Origin of the sequence: Paraburkholderia sp. Ac-20347 (assembly GCF_017104805.1) — a bacterium.
GTDB lineage: Bacteria > Pseudomonadota > Gammaproteobacteria > Burkholderiales > Burkholderiaceae > Paraburkholderia > Paraburkholderia tropica.
Map to the genome: position 1 here is coordinate 1 of NZ_JAAGPN010000157.1, position 18896 is coordinate 18896.

Below are 18896 nucleotides of genomic sequence, written 5' to 3' on the forward strand. Positions count from 1 at the left end.
CGCCGCCACCCAGGCGGCCGCTGCGGCGGCGGCTCAGGCGCAGGCCACCCAGGCGGCCGTCGCGACCACCAATCCGGCGGCGTCGGCGGCGGCATCGGCCACGCTCGCGCCGCAGGTGGGCACGAGCGACTGGGAAGACGCGCTCAGCCAGAAGGTCGTGTTCCTCTCGAACGCGCACCAGAGCTCGGCGGAACTCACGCTCAATCCGAAGGATCTCGGCCCGCTGCAAGTCGTGCTGCAGGTCTCCGAGAACCACGCCCACGCGCTCTTCGTCTCGCAGCATCAGCAGGTGCGCGAGGCCGTCGAAGCGGCCCTGCCGAAGCTGCGCGAGCAGATGCAGGAAAACGGCATCGGTCTGGGCAGCGCGAGCGTCAGCGACGGCTTCTCGCGTCAGATGAACCAGCAGGCGCAACAGGACAGCGGCAGCGGCTCGGGCAGCGGTTCGCGCTCGTCGCGTTCGGGCGGCAGCAGCCTCGCCTCCGGCAGCGGCGTCGACGACGCCATCGGCAGCACCACCACGGCGCCGACCACGCGCACCGTCGGCCTGATCGACACCTTCGCCTGATGGCAATCGCCGCCAGGAACGTCTGACGAGGCCTGGCAACAGCGGCCAACGCCTGGCAACGGCGGGCGGCGCGCGCATCGCGCCGCCCGGCCGGTCTCTCTTGCACCGCGCGCCATCGATCGACCCAGATCGCCCCTGATCGGACCCCATCGCGCGCCCTTCTTCGGGCATCGCTCTCCAACGTGACGACAGGGCGCCGCAACACCCGCGATGCCGCGCGCATCGGCGCTTTCCGGCATCCGCGCCGCACCTGCAACAAAACCACGAGATAGCCGGAAATCCCCCGTCTATTCCTCCCTTCGCTGTAAGGCAAAAGCCGGAACAATGCAGGCTGCCGGGATTGATGTCGCACGCGGCGCGCAACTTGCGCGACCGGCGGGCGTTTTCCCGACGGCCCCACACTCGGCCCCAACACCGCACCACCCAGGCTTACGACCGACATGGCGACCACGACCGCAAAAGATCAAGCTGCGCCCCAGGGCGCGAAACCCGGACCGCTCAAGCGGATCCTTCTCATCGTGATCATCGCGATCCTTGCCGCGGGTGCCGCCGGCGCGGGCGTGTGGTTCTTCATGTCGCGTCATCCGGCCGCCGCCACGGCGAGCGCACCGCCGCCGCCGCCCGTGCCGGTCTACTACGCGCTCGAACCGATGACGGTGAACCTGCAGTCCGACGACGGCGACACGCACTATCTGCGCATCGGCCTCACGCTCAAGCTCGACAGCCAGGCGACCCAGGACGCGCTCGTCGCGCACATGCCGGAGATCCGCAGCCGCGTGCTGCTGGCGCTCTCGAACAAGCATGCGTCCGATCTCGCGCCGCTCGACGGCAAGCGCGCGCTCGCCACCGAGCTGGCCGCGCTGATCTCGCAGCCCTCCGACCCGCGCGGCCAGCCCGCCAAGGTCGAAGACGTGCTGTTCACCGAATTCGTCGTGCAGTAACGCCATGCACAGCGCGAAGATATCCGGGAGCCTCGCATCATGAGCATGGGTGGTCACGACGAGTTCATGTCGCAGGAGGAGGTCGATGCCCTCCTCAAGGGCGTCACCGGCGAAGTCGACAGCGACTCCAGCTCGTCCGAAAAGCAGGGCGTGCGGCCCTACAACATCGCGACGCAGGAACGCATCGTGCGCGGCCGGATGCCCGGCCTCGAAATCATCAACGAGCGTTTTGCGCGTCTGTTGCGCGTGGGCATTTTCAACTTCATGCGCCGCACGGCCGAAATCTCGGTCGGTCCCGTGCGCGTGCAGAAGTACAGCGAATTCACGCGCAACCTGCCGATTCCGACGAACCTGAATCTCGTCCACGTGAAGCCGCTGCGCGGCACCTCGCTGTTCGTGTTCGATCCGAACCTCGTGTTCTTCGTGGTCGACAACCTGTTCGGCGGCGACGGCCGCTTCCACACGCGTGTGGAAGGCCGCGACTTCACGCAGACCGAGCAGCGCATCATCGCGCGCCTGCTGAACCTCGTCTTCGAGCACTACACGACGGCGTGGAAGAGCGTGCGCCCGCTGACGTTCGAATACGTGCGCTCGGAAATGCACACGCAGTTCGCCAACGTCGCGACGCCCAACGAGATCGTGATCGTCACGCAGTTCTCGATCGAATTCGGCCCGACGGGCGGCACGCTGCACATCTGCATGCCGTACTCGATGATCGAGCCGATCCGCGACGTGCTCGCCTCGCCGCTGCAGGGCGAAGTGCTCGACGTGGACCGCCGCTGGGTGCGCGTGCTGTCTCAGCAGGTGCAGGCCGCCGAAGTGGAGCTCACCGCGGATCTCGCGCAGGTGCCCATCACGTTCGAGCAGATCCTGAACATGAAGAAGGGCGACGTCCTGCCGGTCAACATTCCCGAGCACATCGTCGCGAAGGTCGACGGCGTGCCGGTGATGGAATGCGGCTACGGAATTTTCAATGGTCAATACGCGTTGCGGGTCCAGAAGATGATCAGCGCAGCCGACACGATGAAGGAAGGTGGATATGAGTGACGTGAACAGCCCGCAAGGCGAAGAGCCCGTGCTCGAAGCGGGTCAGGAAGCCGCGGCCGATGTGCCGGGTTCGGGCGCCGATGAGGCGTCGCTGGACGACTGGGCGGCGGCGATGGCCGAGCAGAACAGCAACGACGCGCCCGCCGCGGCGCCCGCTGCCGTGTTCCAGCCGCTCTCGAAGGTCGACCAGAACTCGACGCGCAACGACATCGACATGATTCTGGACATTCCCGTCCAGATGACCGTCGAACTCGGCCGCACCAAGATCGCCATCCGCAACCTGCTGCAACTCGCGCAAGGTTCGGTGGTGGAGCTCGACGGCCTTGCCGGCGAGCCGATGGACGTGCTCGTGAACGGCTGCCTGATCGCCCAGGGCGAAGTGGTGGTCGTGAACGACAAGTTCGGTATCCGTCTGACCGACATCATCACGCCGTCCGAACGGATCCGGAAGCTGAATCGATGACTCGCGCAGCCGGGCCCGTCACGCGTTTTGCTCACGTCGCTCTCGTGGTTCACGCGCGCAGGACGCTCCACTTCGCGCTCGCGCTGGCCCTCTCGGGCGCAGCGGGCGCGGCAGTCGCGGCGAACGCCGCCGACCTGCAGGCCGTGAACAAGGCGGCGCAGTCCGCTTCGAGCGCTTCGGCGGTCGTCGCGGGCAGCGCGGTGCCGGCGCTCGGTTTCGGCGCGTTGCTGCAAACGGTGTTCGGGCTCGCGCTGGTGATCGCGGTGGTGTTCGGCTGCGCGTGGCTCGCGCGGCGTCTCGGTCTGCAGCACGGTCCGAAAAATGCGCTCGTCAAAACCGTGGGCGGCGCTTCGCTCGGCGGCAAGGAGCGCGTGGCCGTCGTCGAGATCGGCGATACCTGGCTCGTGCTCGGCGCGGCGCCCGGCAGCGTGCGCCTGCTGCACACGATGCCCGCGGGCGAACTGCCCGCCGCCGGCGTGGCCAATGCGGCCGGTGTGACGGCGAGCGGCGACCCCGCCCTGCAAGGCAGCTTCGGACAGCGCTTTCGTGACGCGCTGAAACACGAAGCCGGCAAACGTTTCAAGCGTCACGACGGCGGAGCGCAGTAAATGCACGGCAGTTCCCTTCACGACGCGCACGCGGGCGACGCAAGCCGCGCAAGCGCCTCTTCCACCCCGACTTCGGTGAAATTCTCGCGCGCGGCCCTGCCCGTCGCGCTCGCCTTCGGCGCGGGCGCTCTGGCGCTGCTGCTGCCGCATCTGGCGCACGCGCAGGCCGCCACCGGCCCGCAAGGCCTGCCGGCCTTCACCACGAGCCCCGGCCCCGCCGGCGGAACGACCTATTCGCTGAGCGTGCAGACGATGCTGCTGCTCACGATGCTGACGTTCCTGCCCGCGATGGTGCTGATGATGACGAGCTTCACGCGCATCATCATCGTGCTCTCGCTGCTGCGTCAGGCGCTCGGCACGACCACCACGCCGCCCAACCAGGTGCTGGTGGGACTCGCGCTGTTTCTCACGCTGTTCGTGATGTCGCCCGTGATCGACAAGGCGTACAACGACGGCTACAAGCCCTTCTCCGCCGGCACGCTGCCGATGGAGGAAGCGGTCTCGCGCGGCGTCGCGCCGTTCAAGACCTTCATGCTGCGCCAGACCCGCGAGACCGATCTCGCGCTCTTCGCGCGCATCGCCCACGCGCCGCCCATGCAGGGCCCCGAAGACGTGCCGCTCACGCTGCTGGTGCCCTCGTTCATCACGAGCGAGCTGAAAACCGGCTTCCAGATCGGCTTCACGGTCTTCATTCCGTTCCTCATCATCGACATGGTGGTGGCGAGCGTGCTGATGTCGATGGGTATGATGATGGTCTCGCCCGCGACGATCTCGCTGCCCTTCAAGCTCATGCTGTTCGTGCTCGTGGACGGCTGGCAACTGTTGATCGGCTCGCTCGCGCAGAGCTTCACCTGAGGACCCCACGATGACGCCCGAAATGGTCATGACGCTCTCGCATCAGGCGATGTACGTCGCCCTGCTGCTGGCCGCGCCGCTCTTGCTCGTCTCGCTCGCCGTGGGTCTCATCGTGAGCCTGTTCCAGGCCGCCACGCAGATCAACGAAAGCACGCTCTCGTTCATCCCTAAGCTCATCGCGATCGCGGTCACGCTGGTGATCGCCGGTCCGTGGATGCTGACCACCATGCTCGACTACATGCATCAGATGTTCACGAGCATTCCGTCGCTCGCGGGCTGAGGCGCGCCCAGCCGGGCGCCGCCGCGCATTCCTCACGATGTTCACCGTCACCTACGCGCAGCTCAATGGCTGGCTCACCGCGTTTCTCTGGCCGTTCACGCGCATTCTCGCGCTGATCGCGGTCGCGCCGATCGTCGGTCACCGCTCGGTGCCGATGCGCGTGAAGATCGGCCTCGGCGCGTTCATCACGCTGATCGTCGCGCCCACGCTCGGCGCGATGCCGCAGACCACGGTGTTTTCGGCCGAAGGCGTGTGGATTCTCGTCAATCAGTTCATGATCGGCATCGCGCTCGGCTTCGTCATGCAGATGGTGTTCGCCGTCGTGACGGCCGCCGGCGACCTGATGGGTCTCGGCATGGGTCTGGGCTTCGCCTCGTTCTTCGATCCGCAGGCCAACAGCAGCACGCCCGCGCTGTCGTCGTGGCTCAACATGATGGCGATGCTCGCGTTTCTCGCCTTCGACGGCCATCTGCAGATGATCGCCGCGCTCATGCAGACCTTCACCAGCGTGCCGATCTCGGCCAACGTGCTCTCCGCGAACGGCTACCGGCTGCTCGCGAACTGGGGCGCGACGGTGTTCAACGCGGGCCTGCTGCTCTCGCTGCCCGTGGTGGTGGCGCTGCTCATCACCAATCTGTCGCTCGGCATTCTCAACCGCGCCGCGCCGCAGATCGGTATCTTCCAGATCGGCTTCGCGATCACCATGCTCGTCGGCATGCTGCTGATCATGGCGATGACGCCGAACCTGATTCCCTATTTCGCGCGCCTGATCGACGGCGGTCTGGAGCAGATGGGCCGCGTGGCGGCCGCGCTCAAGCCGGTGCCGTAGTTTTCGCCGCGGCGCTGTTCCGCAGGTATCGAATATAGAAAAACGGCGGTGCGCTTCTCGCGCACCGCCGTTTTTTACATCGAACAACCCGAAGGTCTTACGGGTTGATGTACTGGAACAGCGAGAGATTCTGCGTGGCCGCGAAGCTCTTCTGCGAAGCCGACAGCGCGTTCGAGATCTGCTCGTACTGCGAGATCGCCGCGGTCATGTCGGTGCTCGTCAGGTCGCTGAGGTTCGACGTCGTCTGCAGCGAGTTCGTCGACGTAACGGCCTGCAGCGCCTTCACTTCCTGCTCGCGGCCGCCGACCGAAGCCTGCGTCGTGATGACGTTCGACAGCGAGTTGCCGACCGAGGTCAGCGCGGTCGTCAGCGCGTTCGTCAGCGAGGCCTTCGCGGCGACGTCGCCCGTGACCGGCGTTTGCAGCGCGGCGATGGCGGCATCGATGCTCGCGAACATGTCGCTGTTCTGCGAGTCCGTTGCGGGCGTGATCGAGAAGTTGTCGCCGCTCGCGGGCGTGCCCGTGATCGTCACGTTCATGCCGGTACCGAGGCTGATCGCCTGGCCGTCCGTGTAAGGCTGATTCGACGACAGCGCCGTGGCCGGCGACGTCGAGTTGTCCAGTACCGAATAGGTGAGCGAGCCGCTCGCGTCGCTGAACTCGATCGACAGATTGTGATTGTTGGTCGCCTGCGTGGTGTCCGTCACCGTCACGCCGCCGATCACGCCCGTGCCCGTGTTCGCCGAGTTGCCGCGCGGCACGGCCGACGAGCCGACCGCCGACACGCTCTGGAACACCGACGAACCCGTGTCGCTGATCGCGATCGTGCGCGAACCGGCCACCTGGATCGTGCGCTGGCCGCTGTCGCCGTTGTAGACCACGCCGCCGCCGCTCTTGTTCGCGAACACGGCCGTCGTGCTCTGGAAGCCGGAGAACAGGTAGTTGCCCTGACCGTCCGTGGTGTTGGCGAGCGTGAGCAGCTGGTTGCGTTCGCCTTGCAGCTGCTGCGCGAGCGCCTGGCGGTCGGAGTCGTTGAGACCGCCGTTCACCGCCGACTGCAGTTGCTGGTTGATGCTTTGCAGCGTGGTCGTCACGCTCGACAGCGTCGAGTCTTCGAGCTGCAGCGACGAGAGCGCGGCGGTCTGGTTCGACGCGTACTGCGTGAGCGTCGCGCCGGTCGCCGAGAGCTGCACGGCTTGCGCCGCGCCGAGCGGATTGTCGGCCGGGTTCGCAATGGCGACGCCGGTCGAAATCTGCTGCTGCACGTTGAGCAACTGGGACTGCTGGTTCTCCATCGTCGCCACGCTGGAGCTGTAGATCTGGGAAGTCGCGATACGCATGGTTCAGCGCCTCACTGGAAAATGCCGATCAGGGTCTGGAACAGCGACGCCGCCGTCTGGATCACCTTGCTGTTGGCCTGATAGAGCTGCTGGTACTGCAGCAGGTTCGCTGCTTCTTCGTCGAGGTTCACGCCCTGCACCGACTGCTGCTGCGAGGTGAGCTGCGTGACGAGCGAGGTCTGCGAGGTGCTCGACGCCTTCAACTGGCTCGCCGTGTTGCCGATCGAGTTCACGTAGTTCGAGTACGCGTTGGTGAGCGTCTGCGAATTGCTGAACGCCGTGCCCGAGGTCAGGTTCGCCATCGCCAGCGCGTTGCGGCCGTCCTGCGCCGCGCCGGAATTCTGCGCGATGGTGAAGGTGTCGCCGTTCGCGGGCGCGCCCGTGAGCGTGAAGCTCACGTTGTTCATGTCGCCCGTCGTCCCCGACGAAATCGCGATGGTCGCGCCCGTGGTCGAGTCGTACGGAATCGTGGTCGTGCCGGCCGCGTCGATCGTGTAGGTCGTCGGCGTGCTGGAGCCGGGCACCGTCACGGTGACCGTCGAGTTCGGCGAGAAGCCCGAGAGCGTGCCCAGCGTCGAATCGTAGGTGAGCGTGGTCGGCGTCGAGGCGATCGTGTAGCCCGAAGTCACCGCACCCTGCGTCACCACTGCCGTGCCGGTGTTCGTGGTCGGCGCCGACACCAGCACGGGCGAAGCCGCCGCGATCGCCGAGGGATCGCTCGTCGCCACCGAGAAGGTGTCGAGTGCGCCCGCCGTCGGCTGGATCGAGAACGAGTCGCCGTCGGCCATCGTGCCCGTGGTCGTGACCGACAGGCCGCCGCCCGTGAGCGGGTTCGTCGTGCTCGGCTGCGTGGTCTGCGAACCGACGACCGTGTTGGTCGTGGTGTCGGTCAGCGTCCAGGTGCCGCTCGAATACGAGACCGCGAAGTTGTCGGTCGGCGGGCTCACGGCGTTCGTGAGCGAGGCCGCCACCGTGGCGTTGCCCGTGTTGTTCAGATTGCCCGTGACGACCGGCGCGCCGACCGTGAACAGGTCGCCGCCCGCCGAGCCGCCCTGCGTGAGGCCCAGCGCGTTCTGCGCGTTGACCTGCGCGGCGAAGCTGGTCGCGATCGCGCCAAGCTGCGCTTCGGCCGGATCGAGCGTGCCCTGCACGAACGACACGAGGCCACCCACCGTGCCGCCTTGCAGCGCGGCGCTGGTCAGCGGCTGCGCGGCGGTGGTCGAGCCCGGCAGACCTTGCCAGGCCACCGTCATTTCGGTCGGATTGGTGCTCGACGGCTGTGTCGTCAGGTTGTAGTTCTGGCCGCTCACCACGAGCGGCTGGCCGTTGCCGAGGAACAGGCTGTAGCCGCTGCTGTTCTGCACGACCTGCACGCCCACGAGCTGCGACAGATTCGACACCGCGAGGTCGCGCTGGTCGAGCAGCTGGTTCGGCTGCTGGCCCGACGCGCTCGCCGTGGCGATCTGCGTGTTGAGCTGCGCGATCTGCTGCGTGTACGTGTTGATCTGCGAAACGGCGTTCGAAAGCTGCGTGTTCACGCTCTGGCGCAGCGAGTCGTACTGCTGGCCGGCCGCGTTGATCTGGTCGGCGAGCGACTGCGCGTCGGAGAGCGCGGTCTGGCGCGTCGCCGTGCTGTCCGGCGAGTTCGACACGTTCTGCAGACCCGAGAAGAACGCCGTGATCGACGATGCGATGCCCGACGTCGGGCTGCCCACGAGGTTCGACAGCTGGGTCGCGAGCGTGTACGACGCCGTCAGCGCGCTGTTGGTCGACTGCGCGTTGTTCAGCGACGTCGTGATGTACTGGCTATAGGCGCGCTGCACCGTGGCCGTGTTGACGCCGGCGCCGATGTAGCCGCTGCCCGAATTTTGCCCGTTCGCCTCGGTAAACACCGCGTTTTCCACGTTGTAACCCGCGGTAGACGAATTGCTGATGTTCTCGCCAGCAGTGGCGATACCGATCTGGGCCGCCTGCAAGCCGCTCAGGCCGATCGAGAAAATGTTGGACATGCATGATCCTCGTGAACGGCCGTCGAGACGTTGATCGCTCGGGCCGCGTGGGTGAACCCCTTTTATAACGGCAGCGCGAGGCGAAAATTAAGCGTAAGGATCGGGAATTTCGTGCAGAAAACGTTTGCCCGGAACGCGGGCGAAACGCGCGCGGGCAGGACGATGCGCGGGGCATGCGCGGCGACGATCGCGGCATGTGGCAACGTGCTGCAAGGCGCGGCATCGAGCAGCAACGTCCTGCAGTCCGAAACGACTGGCGCGAAGCGGCTTGCCGTGGCTCGCCACGTCTGACACTGGCGCTTTTCAGGCGCTCTTTCAGGCCTGTTCGCGGCCCGTTTTAACGGTGTATCCCGATACTGCCGCCGCCTTGCTGCGGCGATACGGACACGGCGCGCGGGAAAGCTCCGGCGCGCCGTGGACGCATCAGGCGCGCTGGAACGCGCGCCGCTTCATTTCGAGCTGCGTGATATAGCGCTGCAGGCTGTTTTCCGACGCACCGGGCAGCGCGTCGAAGCGGAAGCCCAGGTGATAGCGGCGGTCGCCGTTCGGCAGGTCGATGAAGCGCAGCACGGCCAGCGCCAGATCGACGCGCAGCGTGCCGTGCGAGCGCAGATCGAGCTCCACGTCGCGGATCGTGAGTCCCATCTGGAACTCGGCCGCGCGCGGGTCGGTCGTGCGCAGACCGATGCCGCCGAGCGACAGATCGTGCACTTCGAACTGGAAGCGCAGACCGTCCGCGGGCAGCGCGCCGCGGCACAGGCACGGCTCGAGCACCGGCGTATCGACGCGGAAATACTCGCGCCGCTGCACGTAGAACAGCACGTCGGGGAAACCGGCGACGAACGCCGGACGCCCTTCGAATGTGGTCTCGCGCGGTGCGCCCGTGGAAAACTCCACGCGCACGCCGTCGGGCGAAGCGTGGAACTGACATTCCTGCGCCGCCAGCACTTCGCTGTTCTGCTCGGGCAACGCGCCCCAGTCGAACGTGAAGGTACGCTCGCGCGTGTCGACGTCGAGAATGCGCGTGACCAGTTGGCCGCCGCGATATTGCAAGGTGAGGAAATCGCCCCGGTTGGCGAGGTTGCGCAACTGCACCCCGACTTCCAGCGGATTGCGCCGGCCAAAGTCGGTGACTTCGCCCTCGGAGGCTTCCTGTTGATTCGACTGAACGGTATTCATCGGCCTGCCGGAATTTCGTGGAGATGCCGGCGCGCGTCGGAGAGCCCGTCGTGCGCCGTCCGGGCGGTTCTGCCGCCCCTGAATCTTTTCGATCTCGCCTGCATTAGCGGCAGACGAACGAGGAAATTTAGGGGGCGCCCACAAAAAAACTGTGTTGCGGCGCACAGTTCGGCGCAATCGGCGCGCGGATCGTCGCTCAACGCGCGCGCATTGTGCAGCGATCGTCGGCGAGGGAACGTTTGCATGACGCTAACGCGCGTTATGCGATCGCAGCCGGACGAGCGTGCGAAAAAACCGTGGAATCCGATGAAAACGGCCGCGCGGAGTGTACGAGAAGCGCGGCCGGTCAAGACAGTGCGGGACGGTGACGCGGCCCGCGCGCGTGAAAATCAGGAGGCTGAATCGCCGCCGGATCGACGCCGATCAGACCATCTGCTGCATGATCGACAGCAGCTTCTTCGCGTAGTGCGGATCGGTCGCGTAACCGGCGCGCTGCATGCCGTGCGCGAAGCTCTCGGCGCTGTGCGAGCCGTTGATCACCGAGGCGTAGCGCGGATTGTTCTTGAGCATGCTCGCGTAGTCGGTCATCGCCTCTTCGTACGAATCGTAGGCGCGGAACTTCTCCGCCACGCGCTGCGGCTTGCCGTGCACGTATTCGGTCGTCATGGTCGTGACGGTCTTGCCGGTCCAGTCCTTGGTCGCCTTGATGCCGAACACGTTGTGGCTCGTGCTGCCGTCCGCCTTCATGATCTCGCGCTTGCCCCAGCCCGACTCCAGCGCCGCCTGGCCGACGATGAAGCGCGCCGGAATGCCGGTCGTCGCGCTCGCCTGCTGCGCGCCGGTGGCGAGCTTGTTGACGAAGGCGTCGACCTTGTCGTCGCCGTTGCCGCGCACGGCCGGCGTGAGCGCGCTGTTCGCGTCCCAGCCCTGGCCCTTGCCGAGCGCGCCATTGGCGGCGGCGTTGCCGTAGGCGCGGCCGAGCGCGTTGAGCATCGCGAGGTTGCCTTCGCTGCCGCTGCCGCCCGAACCCGAAAGGCCCTGCATCGCACCGGCGATGCCGCCCGCGCCGCCCGAACCGCTCGCGCCATCCATGCCGCCCTGGCCGCCCATGCTGCGCATGAGCTGCTTGATCATCGCGTTTGCGACGCCGACGCCCTTGTTCGACATCTGCTGCGCGAGCTGCTGATCCATCATCGAGGTGAACTGCGCGCCGTCCTTCGAGTCGAGCGGACCGTCGTCGGGTGTCGCATCGCGCATGCTCTTGAGCATCATCTGCGTGAAGACGGCGTCGAACTGCTTCGCGGCGGCCTTCACGCCCTGCTGCGGCGAGGCGTTGGCGGCGGCGCGCATGGCGTCGAAGCCCTGCACGTCCAGCGCGAAGCGATTGGTCAGGTCGAGGCCGCTGTTACCGCTGCTGCCGCCGATATTCGAGTTATCCATTCTTCACGTCCTTAGATAATTTCGAGGTCGGCACGCAAAGCGCCCGCCGCCTTCATCGCCTGCAGGATCGACATCAGATCCGCCGGCGTTGCGCCAAGCGCGTTGAGCGCCTTCACGACTTCCGCGAGATTCGCGCCCGCCGTGACCAGTTTGAGCGAGCCATTATCCTGCTTGAGCTGGATCTGCGACTGCCGCGCCGCCACGGTCTGCCCGTTCGACAGCGCACCCGGCTGGCTCACGGCCGTCTGCGTGTTGACGACCACCGAGAGATTGCCGTGCGCGACCGCACAGCTTTCGAGCGTGACCATCTGGTTCATCACGATCGAGCCGGTCCGCGCGTTGAGAATCACCTTCGCCGCCGGTTGCGCCGGGCGCACGTCGAGATTCTGGATCTGCGCGATGAAACCCACCTGCGAGGCCGGATCGCTCGGACCGCGCACCTGGATCGTGCGGCCGTCGACTGCCGCCGCCGTGCCGTCGCCGAACAGGTTGTTGACCGCCGCCACGATGCGCTGCGTCGTGTCGTAGTCCATGTCGTTGACTTCCATCTGCAGGATGCCGCCCTGCTGCGCGACCGGCGAAGGCACGGCGCGTTCGACCGTCGCGCCCGCCGAGATGCGGCCGGCCGCGAGCTGGTTCACCTGCACGCGGCTGCCGTTGGCCGACGCGCCCGCGCCGCCCACCGCCACGTTGCCCTGCGCGAGCGCGTAGACCTGGCCGTCCGCGCCCTTGAGCGGCGTGAGCAGCAGCGTGCCGCCGCGAATGCTCTTGGCGTTCGCGAGCGACGACACCGTCACGTCGATCTGCTCGCCGGGACGCGCGAACGGCGGCAGCGTCGCCGTGACGATCACCGCCGCCACGTTCTTGAGCTGCATGTTGTTCAGCGTCTGCGAGGAGCCCGACGAGCTGGACGTGTTGTTGATCGAGATGCCGAGGTTCGCGAGCATGTTCGCGAGCGTCTGCGTCGTGAACGGCGCCTGCGTCGTCTGGTCGCCCGTGCCGTCGAGACCCACCACGAGGCCATAGCCGATCAGCGGGTTGTCGCGCACGCCAGCGAAGGTCACGAGATCCTTCACGCGTTCGGCGCGCGCGGGCGTGGCGTACGCGAGCAGCGCACCGCACGCGAACACGAAACCGGCCGCGACGCCGAAAGCGGCGAGCAGGTCTTTCACGCGCGAGCGGCGCGTGCGCTGGAAACGGATCTTCACCATGGTGCGAGATTCAGGAAAAAGCGTTGCAGCCAGCCCATCGTCTCGGCTTCGTCGATCACGCCCTTCGCGGAGTATTCGATCTTCGCGTCGGCGACGTCGGTCGAGAGCACGGAGTTGTCTCCGGCAACAGTGTTCGGATTCACGACGCCCGAGAAGCGCACGTACTCATTGCCCTGGTTGATGAGCATCTGCTTTTCGCCCGACACCACCAGGTTGCCGTTGGGCAGCACGTTCGTCACCGTCACGGTGATCACGCCCGTGAACGTGTTGGACGCGTTCGCGCCGCCGGTCGCGTCGAACTGGTTCGCACCCGTCGCCGAGAGATTCGCGCGCGAGAAGAAGCCCGGCGCGAAGCCCGCGGTCGGCGTGCTGAAGGCCGTGCTGCCGCCGCGCTTGGTGTTGGCGCCCGACGACTTCGTCGCGTTGATGTTTTCGGAAATGACGATGGTGAGGATGTCGCCGGTGTTGCGCGGACGCTGATCCTCGAACAACGGACGGCCCACGTAGCCCGGGTTGTAGATCGAACCCGGCGAGCTGTTGAGCGGCGGCGCCGGCGGCAAGGCCGTCATCGGCTGCTGCACGATCGGCTGCCGGTTGGGGATATAGGCGCAGCCCGCCAGCGCAGCGAGCGCGGCCGCCGCCACGGCGACACGCATCGCCTGACGCCGCGCGCTGGCGCGAAAGTTGAATTGAACGGACTGGCCCATGCTCCTCACCACTTCGATTCCGAATTACTGTTGCTACCGGTTTCCTGAACGCTACGCCGCGGTCATCAGACCTGCATCTGGCTCAGCGTCTGCAGCATCTGGTCGGACGTCGTGACCGCCTTGCTGTTGATTTCGTACGCGCGCTGCGTCTCGATCATGTTCACGAGTTCCTGCACCACGTTCACGTTCGACGATTCCACGTAGCCCTGATTGAGCGAGCCCGAGCCGTTCAGGCCCGGCGTGGTGACCGTCGGCGCGCCCGACGAAGCCGTTTCCGACGCGAGGTTCTGGCCGTTCGACTGCAGGCCGGTCGGGTTGATGAACATGGCGAGCTGCAGCGAGCCGATGGTCGTCGCGTTCGCCGAGCCCGGCGTCGTGATCGTCACCACGCCGTCGCTGCCGATGGTCAGCGAGGTGGCGTTGGCCGGCACCGTGATCGCCGGGATCACCTGGTAGCCGCTCGACGTCACGAGCTGGCCCTGCGAGTTGGTCTGGAACGAGCCGTCGCGCGTGTACTGCGTCGTGCCGTCGGGCATCTGCACCTGGAAGAAGCCCGCGCCGTTAATCGCCACGTCCTTCGAGTTGCCGGTCTGCTGCAGGTTGCCCTGCGTGTAGAGACGCTCGGTCGCGACCTGCTGCACGCCGGTGCCGACCTGGCTGCCCGAGGGCAGTTCGGTGGTCTGCGTGGAGTTCGCGCCCGGCTGACGCAGCGTCTGGTACATGAGGTCCTCGAACACCGCGCGCGAGCCCTTGAAGCCATTGGTGCTCACGTTCGCGAGGTTATTCGAGATCACGTCCATCTGCGCCTGCTGGGCGTTCATGCCGGTGGCGGCGATGTAGAGCGATCGGTTCACGGTGTATTTCTCCCGGCGCGGCGTCTGCGGTAGAGCCTGCGGCCTTTAAATGTCTTAGCTGAAGTTGAGCAGCTGGTTCGCCGACTGCTCGTTCTGGTCGGCGTTCTGCAAGAGCTTCGTCTGCATCTGGAACTGCCGGGCGTTGGTGATCATCGAGACCATCGCGGCCACCGGATTGACGTTGCTGCCTTCGAGCGATTCCGTCGCGACCTGGACCGACTGGTCCGCGTCGGCCGGATTGCCGTCGCCGGTGTGAAACAGGCCGTCGTCGCCGCGCGTGAGCGCGCCGGCGGGCGGGTTCACGAACTTGATCTGGTCGATCATGGCGATGGCGCTCGCCGGGCTGCCCGGCGCGATCGCCGAAACCGTGCCGTCCGAGCCGATCGTGACCGCCGAACCGGGCGGCACCGCGATCGGGCCGCCGCCGCCGATCACCTGCAGGTTGTTGGCCGTGACGAGCTGGCCGTTTTCGTCGACGTGCAGGTTGCCGGCGCGCGTGTACGCTTCATTGCCGTCGGCGGTCTGCACGGCGATGAAGCCGTTGCCCTGCACCGCGATATCGAGCGGATTGCCGGTGCGCGAGATCGCACCGGGCGTCATGTCGGAGCCAGGCGTCGCCGAGAGCACGAAGGTGCGCGTGGTCGAGTCGTTGACGGTCGAGCCGTCGCCGAACGACATCGGCACGGAGCGGAAATTCGCGAGCTGCGCGCGAAAGCCCGTGGTCGAGACGTTCGCCAGGTTGTTCGCGACGACGGCTTGCTGCTCGAGCGCCTGGCTCGCGCCCGTCATCGCGGTATAGATCAGTCGGTCCATGATGTGCCCGGTGCGTTAATGGCGTGGCGCGCTTACATCTGCAGCAGCGTCTGGTCGACGGTCTGCTGCGTCTTGATGGTCTGTGCGTTCGCCTGATAGTTGCGCTGCGCCGTGATCAGGTCGACGAGCTGGTTCGTCAGGTCGACGTTCGACGACTCCACCGCGCCGCCCGTGAGCGTGCCGTGGTTCGTGCTGCCCGGCACGGACACCTGTGCGACGCCCGAAGCCGAGGTCGCGGCGAACTGGTTGCCGCCGAGGTTCTGCAGGCCGTTCGGGTTGTTGAAGTTGGCGAGCACGATCTGGCCGAGCGTCATCGTCTGGCCGTTCGAGTAGTTGCCCGTGATGGTGCCGTCGGCGCCGATCGAGAAGTTCGACAGCGTGCCGCTCGGGTAACCGTTCTGGTCCAGGTTGTTCACGCCGTTGGCGCTGCCGTACTGCGTCGAGCCGGTGACGTCGAGCGTGATCTTCTGGTTGGTCGCCGAGCCGTCGGTCGGGTTGACCGTCAGCGAGAGCTGGCCCAGCGTGGTCGCGACGCCCGCGGCGTCGGTCGTGCCGGTCAGGTTGCCCGACGAGTCGTACGTCATCGAGCCGATCTTCGTGGCGTTGCCCGTGGTGCCCGCGTAGACGTCCCACTGGCCGCTCGTCGCGTCCTTCACGAAGTACATGTTGACCTGCTGCTTGCCGCCGAGCGAGTCGTACGCCGTGACCGAGGTCGAGTAGTTGTACGTGTTCGAGTCGGTTTCCGAGAACGGCGTCGCGGTCGGCTCGGTCGATTGCGCGTTCAGGTTGACCTGCGCGGTGATGCTGCTCGTCGTGACCGGCGCGATGTTGGTCGTCGGCACCTGGATCGGCACCGTTTGCGCGGTGTTGACGACGCCGGTGCTGTCGGCTGCGTAGCCCATCAGGTCGTTGCCGGCCGCGTCGGTGATGTAACCGCTCTTGTTGAGCTGGAACACGCCGTTACGCGAGTACGTGATCGTGCCGTTGTTCGACATCTGGAAGAAGCCGTTGCCGTTGATGGCGACGTCGAGCGCCTGGCCGGTCGTGGTGATCGTGCCCTGCGAGAAGTTCTGCTGCACTTCGGAGAGCGCCGCGCCCAGACCGATCTGCGTGTTGACCGAGGTCGCGATGGTGTTCGCGTAGACGTCGGCGAACTGCGCCGTGCTCTGCTTGAAGCCGACGGTGTTGGCGTTGGCGATGTTGTTGCCGATCACGTCGAGATCGTTCGACGAAGCGGCGAGTCCGCTCAAACCTTGCTGGTAGCCCATGAGTTTCTACTCCGCGATGTCGATTAGAGAATGCCGGCCACGCTCGAGAGCGCGACCGTCTTGCCGTTGGCGAGCGACAGGCTCGCGGTGCCATCCGTCTGCTGGATGACGGCCTGCACCTTGCTCGCGACGAGCGCGGTGGCGGTGGCCGCCTGACCGTTGATGGTGGCGCTGGCGCTGACCGTGTAGTCGCCGTCCGCGACCGTGGCGCCCGAGGCGTCCGTGCCGTTCCAGGTGATCGGCACGGTGCCGGCCGACTGCGCGCCGAGGTCGAGCGTGTTGACGACCTTGCCCGCGGAGTTGGTGATCGTGAGCTTGACGTCGGACGCCGCCGACGTGAGCTGCACGCCGAGCTGCGGCGCCGAGCCGCTCGATACCGTCGCGGTCGTGCCCGAAGCCAGCACCGTCGAGCCGATCAGCAGCGCGGCCTGGGCGTTCTGGCCCGCCGACAGCTGCGTCGACAGCGACGTCAGCGAGGTGTTCAGGTTCGCGATGCCCGACACGGTGTTGATCTGGGCGAGCTGCGAAGTCATCTGCGAGCTGTCCATCGGATCGGTCGGATCCTGGTTCTTGAGCTGCGCGACGAGCAGTTGCAGGAAAGTGTTTTGCAGATCGCTGCCGCTGGTGCCGCTCGTGCCGCTCGACGAGGACGTCGACGAGCTCGACGACGTGCCGTTCATGGTGTCGAGCAGGCTTTGCGACACGGTGGCGGAGCTGCCGCCGATGGTGGTGCTGCTGGAAGTCAACGCGTTCTCCTCGGATACGCCCGGCTAAACTGGGTAGCGTGTGGTGTGTGGTGTAGTCTCGTGCCGCTTTCGCCGCGGCGTCGGACGCCTGTTTCAGGGGTCTTCTTGCGTACTGTCTCGTGCCGCCTTACGTGCCGATGGTGAGCGTCTTGAGCATCAGCGTCTTCGCGGTGTTCAGCGTCTCGATGTTCGCCTGATACGAGCGCGACGCCGAGATCATGTTCACCATCTCCTGCACCGGGTCCACGTTCGGCATGGTCACGTAGCCGTCCGCGTTGGCGGAGGGGTTATCCGGGTCGTAGGTCTGCTTCATCGGCGTCGGGTCGTCGATCACGCCCGTCACCTTCACGCCGCCCACCTGCTGACCGGACGCGCTGCGCGCGCCGCCGAGCGGGTCGACCGCGAACACGACCTGCTTGGCCTTGTACGGCTGGCCGTCCGGGCCGGTCGTGCTGTCCGCGTTGGCGAGGTTGGACGCCGTCACGTTCAGGCGCTGCGACTCCGCCGACATGGCGGACCCGGCAACGCTGAAGATATTCATCAGGGATGGCATGGTTTCGGTGACCTCACAAAATGCTGCTGTGTGTTCTTGCGTAGCGTGCGGCGGTCGGCTTACGAGCCCGACTGGATCGCCGAGAGCATCGTCTTGATCTGGCTCGAGAGCACGGTCATGCCCGACTCGAAGTGCAGCGCGTTGTCCGCGAACTGCACGCGTTCGGTGTCGAGGTCGACCGTGTTGCCGTCGAGCGCGGGCTGCGTCGGGTTGCGGTACATCACCGGGCTCGAATACGCCTCGGTCGGGCCGCCCGTCGCGATGAGCTTCGCGTTGCCGGGCATGTGACCGGCTTCCGTCGAGGCCATCGACATGCCGCTCGTCACGCCCGCGGGTTGCGCCATCACGAGCGGCTGGAAGTTGCCTGCCGCGCCGCCGGCCGACGAACCCGCTCCAGCCTGGCGCAGCGCGCCGGCGAGAGAGGACGAGAAGTCGACGTCGCGCGCCTGGTAGCCAGGCGTGTCGGCGTTCGCGATGTTCGACGAGATCAGCGCCTGGCGCGTCGCGCGCACATCGAGCGCTTCGCGTCCAAAGGCGAATTCGGCATCGAGTTTGTCCAGCATCGGGCGTTCTCCGTTACACGAAATGAAAGGCTGCGTTGGCGCATGCAGTGCGCATCCAACCGGTGGATCGGCCGCGCAGGCCTTTTCGCATGGAGAGGAATAGTAGGCGGGCAACGCAAGAACCAATCGGACGAATAGCCGGTAAAGCCCCCCTCTATTCGACGTTAGCGAGCGGGGGCCGACGCCTAGAATGCGATGCGTGTCAATGCAATAGAGGGAGAACGACGATGCCGCAGACTGCCAACCCGAACGCGCGACGCGCGACGGCGCACCGGCTCGCGGCCGTCACGGCGGCATGGTTCGGCGTGCTGGGCTTCGTTTCGGCGGCGCAGGCGCAAAGCGATGCGTCGGGCGCGTCCAGCCAGCAGATCTACATCGCGGGCCCTGGCGACCGCGCCGGTTCGGACGCCGCGAAGATGACCGCGATGCTCGCGCAGCCCGCGAAGGCCGCCGATCCCGCCGCCAACGCGAAGGCGTACGCCGATCGCGCGGCGCTGCTCACGCACAACAACGCCGAATCGCGCGCCGAAGCCGAAGCGCAACAGCCCGGCATGATCACGATCCCCGGCGCGGGCGAGCGCGGCAACGCCGCCGCCCAGAACGACGCGCCCAGCATCGTGACGGTC

22 protein-coding genes are annotated in these 18896 nt (G+C 66.4%); 9 read left to right on the forward strand and 13 right to left on the reverse strand.

Annotated elements, in window-relative coordinates; translation table 11 throughout:
• The 8 genes from G3N97_RS25155 to fliR all read left to right on the forward strand — a co-directional run.
• Nucleotides 1-565: flagellar hook-length control protein FliK (locus G3N97_RS25155; protein WP_205995747.1), on the forward strand; the 565-nt coding region annotated here is incomplete at its 5' end.
• Between the two features lie 440 nt (nt 566-1005).
• Complete coding sequence (fliL, locus tag G3N97_RS25160) at nt 1006-1506, forward strand: flagellar basal body-associated protein FliL (RefSeq protein ID WP_205995748.1); 501 nt, start codon at nt 1006-1008, stop codon at nt 1504-1506.
• 45 nt (nt 1507-1551) lie between these two features.
• On the forward strand, nt 1552-2553 hold the full coding sequence (fliM, locus tag G3N97_RS25165) for a flagellar motor switch protein FliM (RefSeq protein WP_065065630.1): 1002 nt from the start codon (nt 1552-1554) through the stop codon (nt 2551-2553).
• The gene (gene fliN / locus G3N97_RS25170) at nt 2546-3016 is read left to right on the forward strand and encodes a flagellar motor switch protein FliN (protein WP_205995749.1); all 471 of its coding nucleotides are present in this window, start codon (nt 2546-2548) and stop codon (nt 3014-3016) included. The genes fliM and fliN overlap by 8 nt, the downstream gene beginning before the upstream one ends.
• Nucleotides 3013-3624 carry a flagellar biosynthetic protein FliO gene (gene fliO / locus G3N97_RS25175; protein ID WP_205995750.1) on the forward strand — a complete coding sequence of 204 codons (612 nt, stop codon included), beginning with the start codon at nt 3013-3015 and terminating at the stop codon, nt 3622-3624. The genes fliN and fliO overlap by 4 nt, the downstream gene beginning before the upstream one ends.
• Nucleotides 3625-4479 carry a flagellar type III secretion system pore protein FliP gene (gene fliP / locus G3N97_RS25180; RefSeq protein WP_241030821.1) on the forward strand — a complete coding sequence of 285 codons (855 nt, stop codon included), beginning with the start codon at nt 3625-3627 and terminating at the stop codon, nt 4477-4479. It abuts the gene before it with no gap.
• Nucleotides 4480-4489: 10 nt separating this feature from the next.
• Nucleotides 4490-4759: a flagellar biosynthesis protein FliQ gene (fliQ, locus tag G3N97_RS25185; protein WP_065065627.1), complete on the forward strand. Its 270-nt coding sequence runs from the start codon at nt 4490-4492 to the stop codon at nt 4757-4759.
• A 37-nt stretch (nt 4760-4796) separates the two neighbouring features.
• Nucleotides 4797-5588, forward strand: coding sequence for a flagellar biosynthetic protein FliR (gene fliR, locus G3N97_RS25190; RefSeq protein ID WP_205995751.1), 792 nt, complete (start codon nt 4797-4799; stop codon nt 5586-5588).
• A 97-nt stretch (nt 5589-5685) separates the two neighbouring features.
• On the opposite strand, the gene flgL is transcribed toward fliR, so the two are convergent.
• From flgL to G3N97_RS25255, 13 genes are all read right to left on the reverse strand, one after another.
• Nucleotides 5686-6927 carry a flagellar hook-associated protein FlgL gene (gene flgL, locus G3N97_RS25195; protein WP_205995752.1) on the reverse strand — a complete coding sequence of 414 codons (1242 nt, stop codon included), beginning with the start codon at nt 6925-6927 and terminating at the stop codon, nt 5686-5688.
• 11 nt (nt 6928-6938) lie between these two features.
• Nucleotides 6939-8936, reverse strand: coding sequence for a flagellar hook-associated protein FlgK (gene flgK, locus G3N97_RS25200; protein ID WP_205995754.1), 1998 nt, complete (start codon nt 8934-8936; stop codon nt 6939-6941).
• A 62-nt stretch (nt 8937-8998) separates the two neighbouring features.
• Nucleotides 8999-9169: a hypothetical protein gene (locus tag G3N97_RS25205; protein ID WP_205995756.1), complete on the reverse strand. Its 171-nt coding sequence runs from the start codon at nt 9167-9169 to the stop codon at nt 8999-9001.
• Nucleotides 9170-9359: 190 nt separating this feature from the next.
• The gene (locus tag G3N97_RS25210; protein WP_205995758.1) at nt 9360-10115 is read right to left on the reverse strand and encodes a flagellar brake protein; all 756 of its coding nucleotides are present in this window, start codon (nt 10113-10115) and stop codon (nt 9360-9362) included.
• 423 nt (nt 10116-10538) lie between these two features.
• Nucleotides 10539-11555, reverse strand: coding sequence for a flagellar assembly peptidoglycan hydrolase FlgJ (flgJ, locus tag G3N97_RS25215; protein ID WP_205995760.1), 1017 nt, complete (start codon nt 11553-11555; stop codon nt 10539-10541).
• A gap of 11 nt (nt 11556-11566) precedes the next feature.
• Nucleotides 11567-12766 carry a flagellar basal body P-ring protein FlgI gene (locus tag G3N97_RS25220; RefSeq protein ID WP_065065620.1) on the reverse strand — a complete coding sequence of 400 codons (1200 nt, stop codon included), beginning with the start codon at nt 12764-12766 and terminating at the stop codon, nt 11567-11569.
• Complete coding sequence (locus G3N97_RS25225) at nt 12760-13422, reverse strand: flagellar basal body L-ring protein FlgH (RefSeq protein WP_241030822.1); 663 nt, start codon at nt 13420-13422, stop codon at nt 12760-12762. Before G3N97_RS25225 ends, G3N97_RS25220 begins: the two co-directional genes overlap by 7 nt.
• Before the next feature lie 116 nt (nt 13423-13538).
• The gene (gene flgG, locus G3N97_RS25230; RefSeq protein ID WP_065065619.1) at nt 13539-14327 is read right to left on the reverse strand and encodes a flagellar basal-body rod protein FlgG; all 789 of its coding nucleotides are present in this window, start codon (nt 14325-14327) and stop codon (nt 13539-13541) included.
• 54 nt (nt 14328-14381) lie between these two features.
• The gene (flgF, locus tag G3N97_RS25235; RefSeq protein ID WP_065065618.1) at nt 14382-15140 is read right to left on the reverse strand and encodes a flagellar basal-body rod protein FlgF; all 759 of its coding nucleotides are present in this window, start codon (nt 15138-15140) and stop codon (nt 14382-14384) included.
• Nucleotides 15141-15172: 32 nt separating this feature from the next.
• Nucleotides 15173-16408: a flagellar hook protein FlgE gene (flgE, locus tag G3N97_RS25240; protein WP_205995764.1), complete on the reverse strand. Its 1236-nt coding sequence runs from the start codon at nt 16406-16408 to the stop codon at nt 15173-15175.
• A gap of 23 nt (nt 16409-16431) precedes the next feature.
• Nucleotides 16432-17088, reverse strand: a complete 657-nt coding sequence (locus G3N97_RS25245) for a flagellar hook assembly protein FlgD (RefSeq protein WP_080180625.1) — start codon at nt 17086-17088, stop codon at nt 16432-16434.
• Between the two features lie 193 nt (nt 17089-17281).
• Complete coding sequence (gene flgC / locus G3N97_RS25250) at nt 17282-17707, reverse strand: flagellar basal body rod protein FlgC (protein WP_065065615.1); 426 nt, start codon at nt 17705-17707, stop codon at nt 17282-17284.
• Between the two features lie 59 nt (nt 17708-17766).
• Complete coding sequence (locus G3N97_RS25255; protein ID WP_205995766.1) at nt 17767-18270, reverse strand: flagellar basal body protein; 504 nt, start codon at nt 18268-18270, stop codon at nt 17767-17769.
• Nucleotides 18271-18497: 227 nt separating this feature from the next.
• Here G3N97_RS25255 and G3N97_RS25260 point away from each other — a divergent pair.
• A partial coding sequence (locus tag G3N97_RS25260; RefSeq protein ID WP_205995768.1) for a hypothetical protein occupies nt 18498-18896 on the forward strand: 399 nt, incomplete at its 3' end.

Bases quoted from the DNA above. Each gene is read 5' to 3' on its own strand.
- fliQ (WP_065065627.1), top strand. From the start codon at position 4,490: ATGACGCCCGAAATGGTCATGACGCTCTCGCATCAGGCGATGTACGTC.
- flgL (WP_205995752.1), bottom strand. From the start codon at position 6,927: ATGCGTATCGCGACTTCCCAGATCTACAGCTCCAGCGTGGCGACGATG.
- fliR (WP_205995751.1), top strand. From the start codon at position 4,797: ATGTTCACCGTCACCTACGCGCAGCTCAATGGCTGGCTCACCGCGTTT.
- G3N97_RS25255 (WP_205995766.1), bottom strand. From the start codon at position 18,270: ATGCTGGACAAACTCGATGCCGAATTCGCCTTTGGACGCGAAGCGCTC.
- fliL (WP_205995748.1), top strand. From the start codon at position 1,006: ATGGCGACCACGACCGCAAAAGATCAAGCTGCGCCCCAGGGCGCGAAA.
- flgC (WP_065065615.1), bottom strand. From the start codon at position 17,707: ATGCCATCCCTGATGAATATCTTCAGCGTTGCCGGGTCCGCCATGTCG.
- flgJ (WP_205995760.1), bottom strand. From the start codon at position 11,555: ATGGATAACTCGAATATCGGCGGCAGCAGCGGTAACAGCGGCCTCGAC.
- fliM (WP_065065630.1), top strand. From the start codon at position 1,552: ATGGGTGGTCACGACGAGTTCATGTCGCAGGAGGAGGTCGATGCCCTC.
- G3N97_RS25245 (WP_080180625.1), bottom strand. From the start codon at position 17,088: ATGAACGGCACGTCGTCGAGCTCGTCGACGTCCTCGTCGAGCGGCACG.
- fliN (WP_205995749.1), top strand. From the start codon at position 2,546: ATGAGTGACGTGAACAGCCCGCAAGGCGAAGAGCCCGTGCTCGAAGCG.
- G3N97_RS25225 (WP_241030822.1), bottom strand. From the start codon at position 13,422: ATGCGTGTCGCCGTGGCGGCGGCCGCGCTCGCTGCGCTGGCGGGCTGC.
- flgF (WP_065065618.1), bottom strand. From the start codon at position 15,140: ATGGACCGACTGATCTATACCGCGATGACGGGCGCGAGCCAGGCGCTC.
- flgE (WP_205995764.1), bottom strand. From the start codon at position 16,408: ATGGGCTACCAGCAAGGTTTGAGCGGACTCGCCGCTTCGTCGAACGAT.
- fliP (WP_241030821.1), top strand. From the start codon at position 3,625: ATGCACGGCAGTTCCCTTCACGACGCGCACGCGGGCGACGCAAGCCGC.
- G3N97_RS25210 (WP_205995758.1), bottom strand. From the start codon at position 10,115: ATGAATACCGTTCAGTCGAATCAACAGGAAGCCTCCGAGGGCGAAGTC.
- flgK (WP_205995754.1), bottom strand. From the start codon at position 8,936: ATGTCCAACATTTTCTCGATCGGCCTGAGCGGCTTGCAGGCGGCCCAG.
- fliO (WP_205995750.1), top strand. From the start codon at position 3,013: ATGACTCGCGCAGCCGGGCCCGTCACGCGTTTTGCTCACGTCGCTCTC.
- G3N97_RS25220 (WP_065065620.1), bottom strand. From the start codon at position 12,766: ATGGTGAAGATCCGTTTCCAGCGCACGCGCCGCTCGCGCGTGAAAGAC.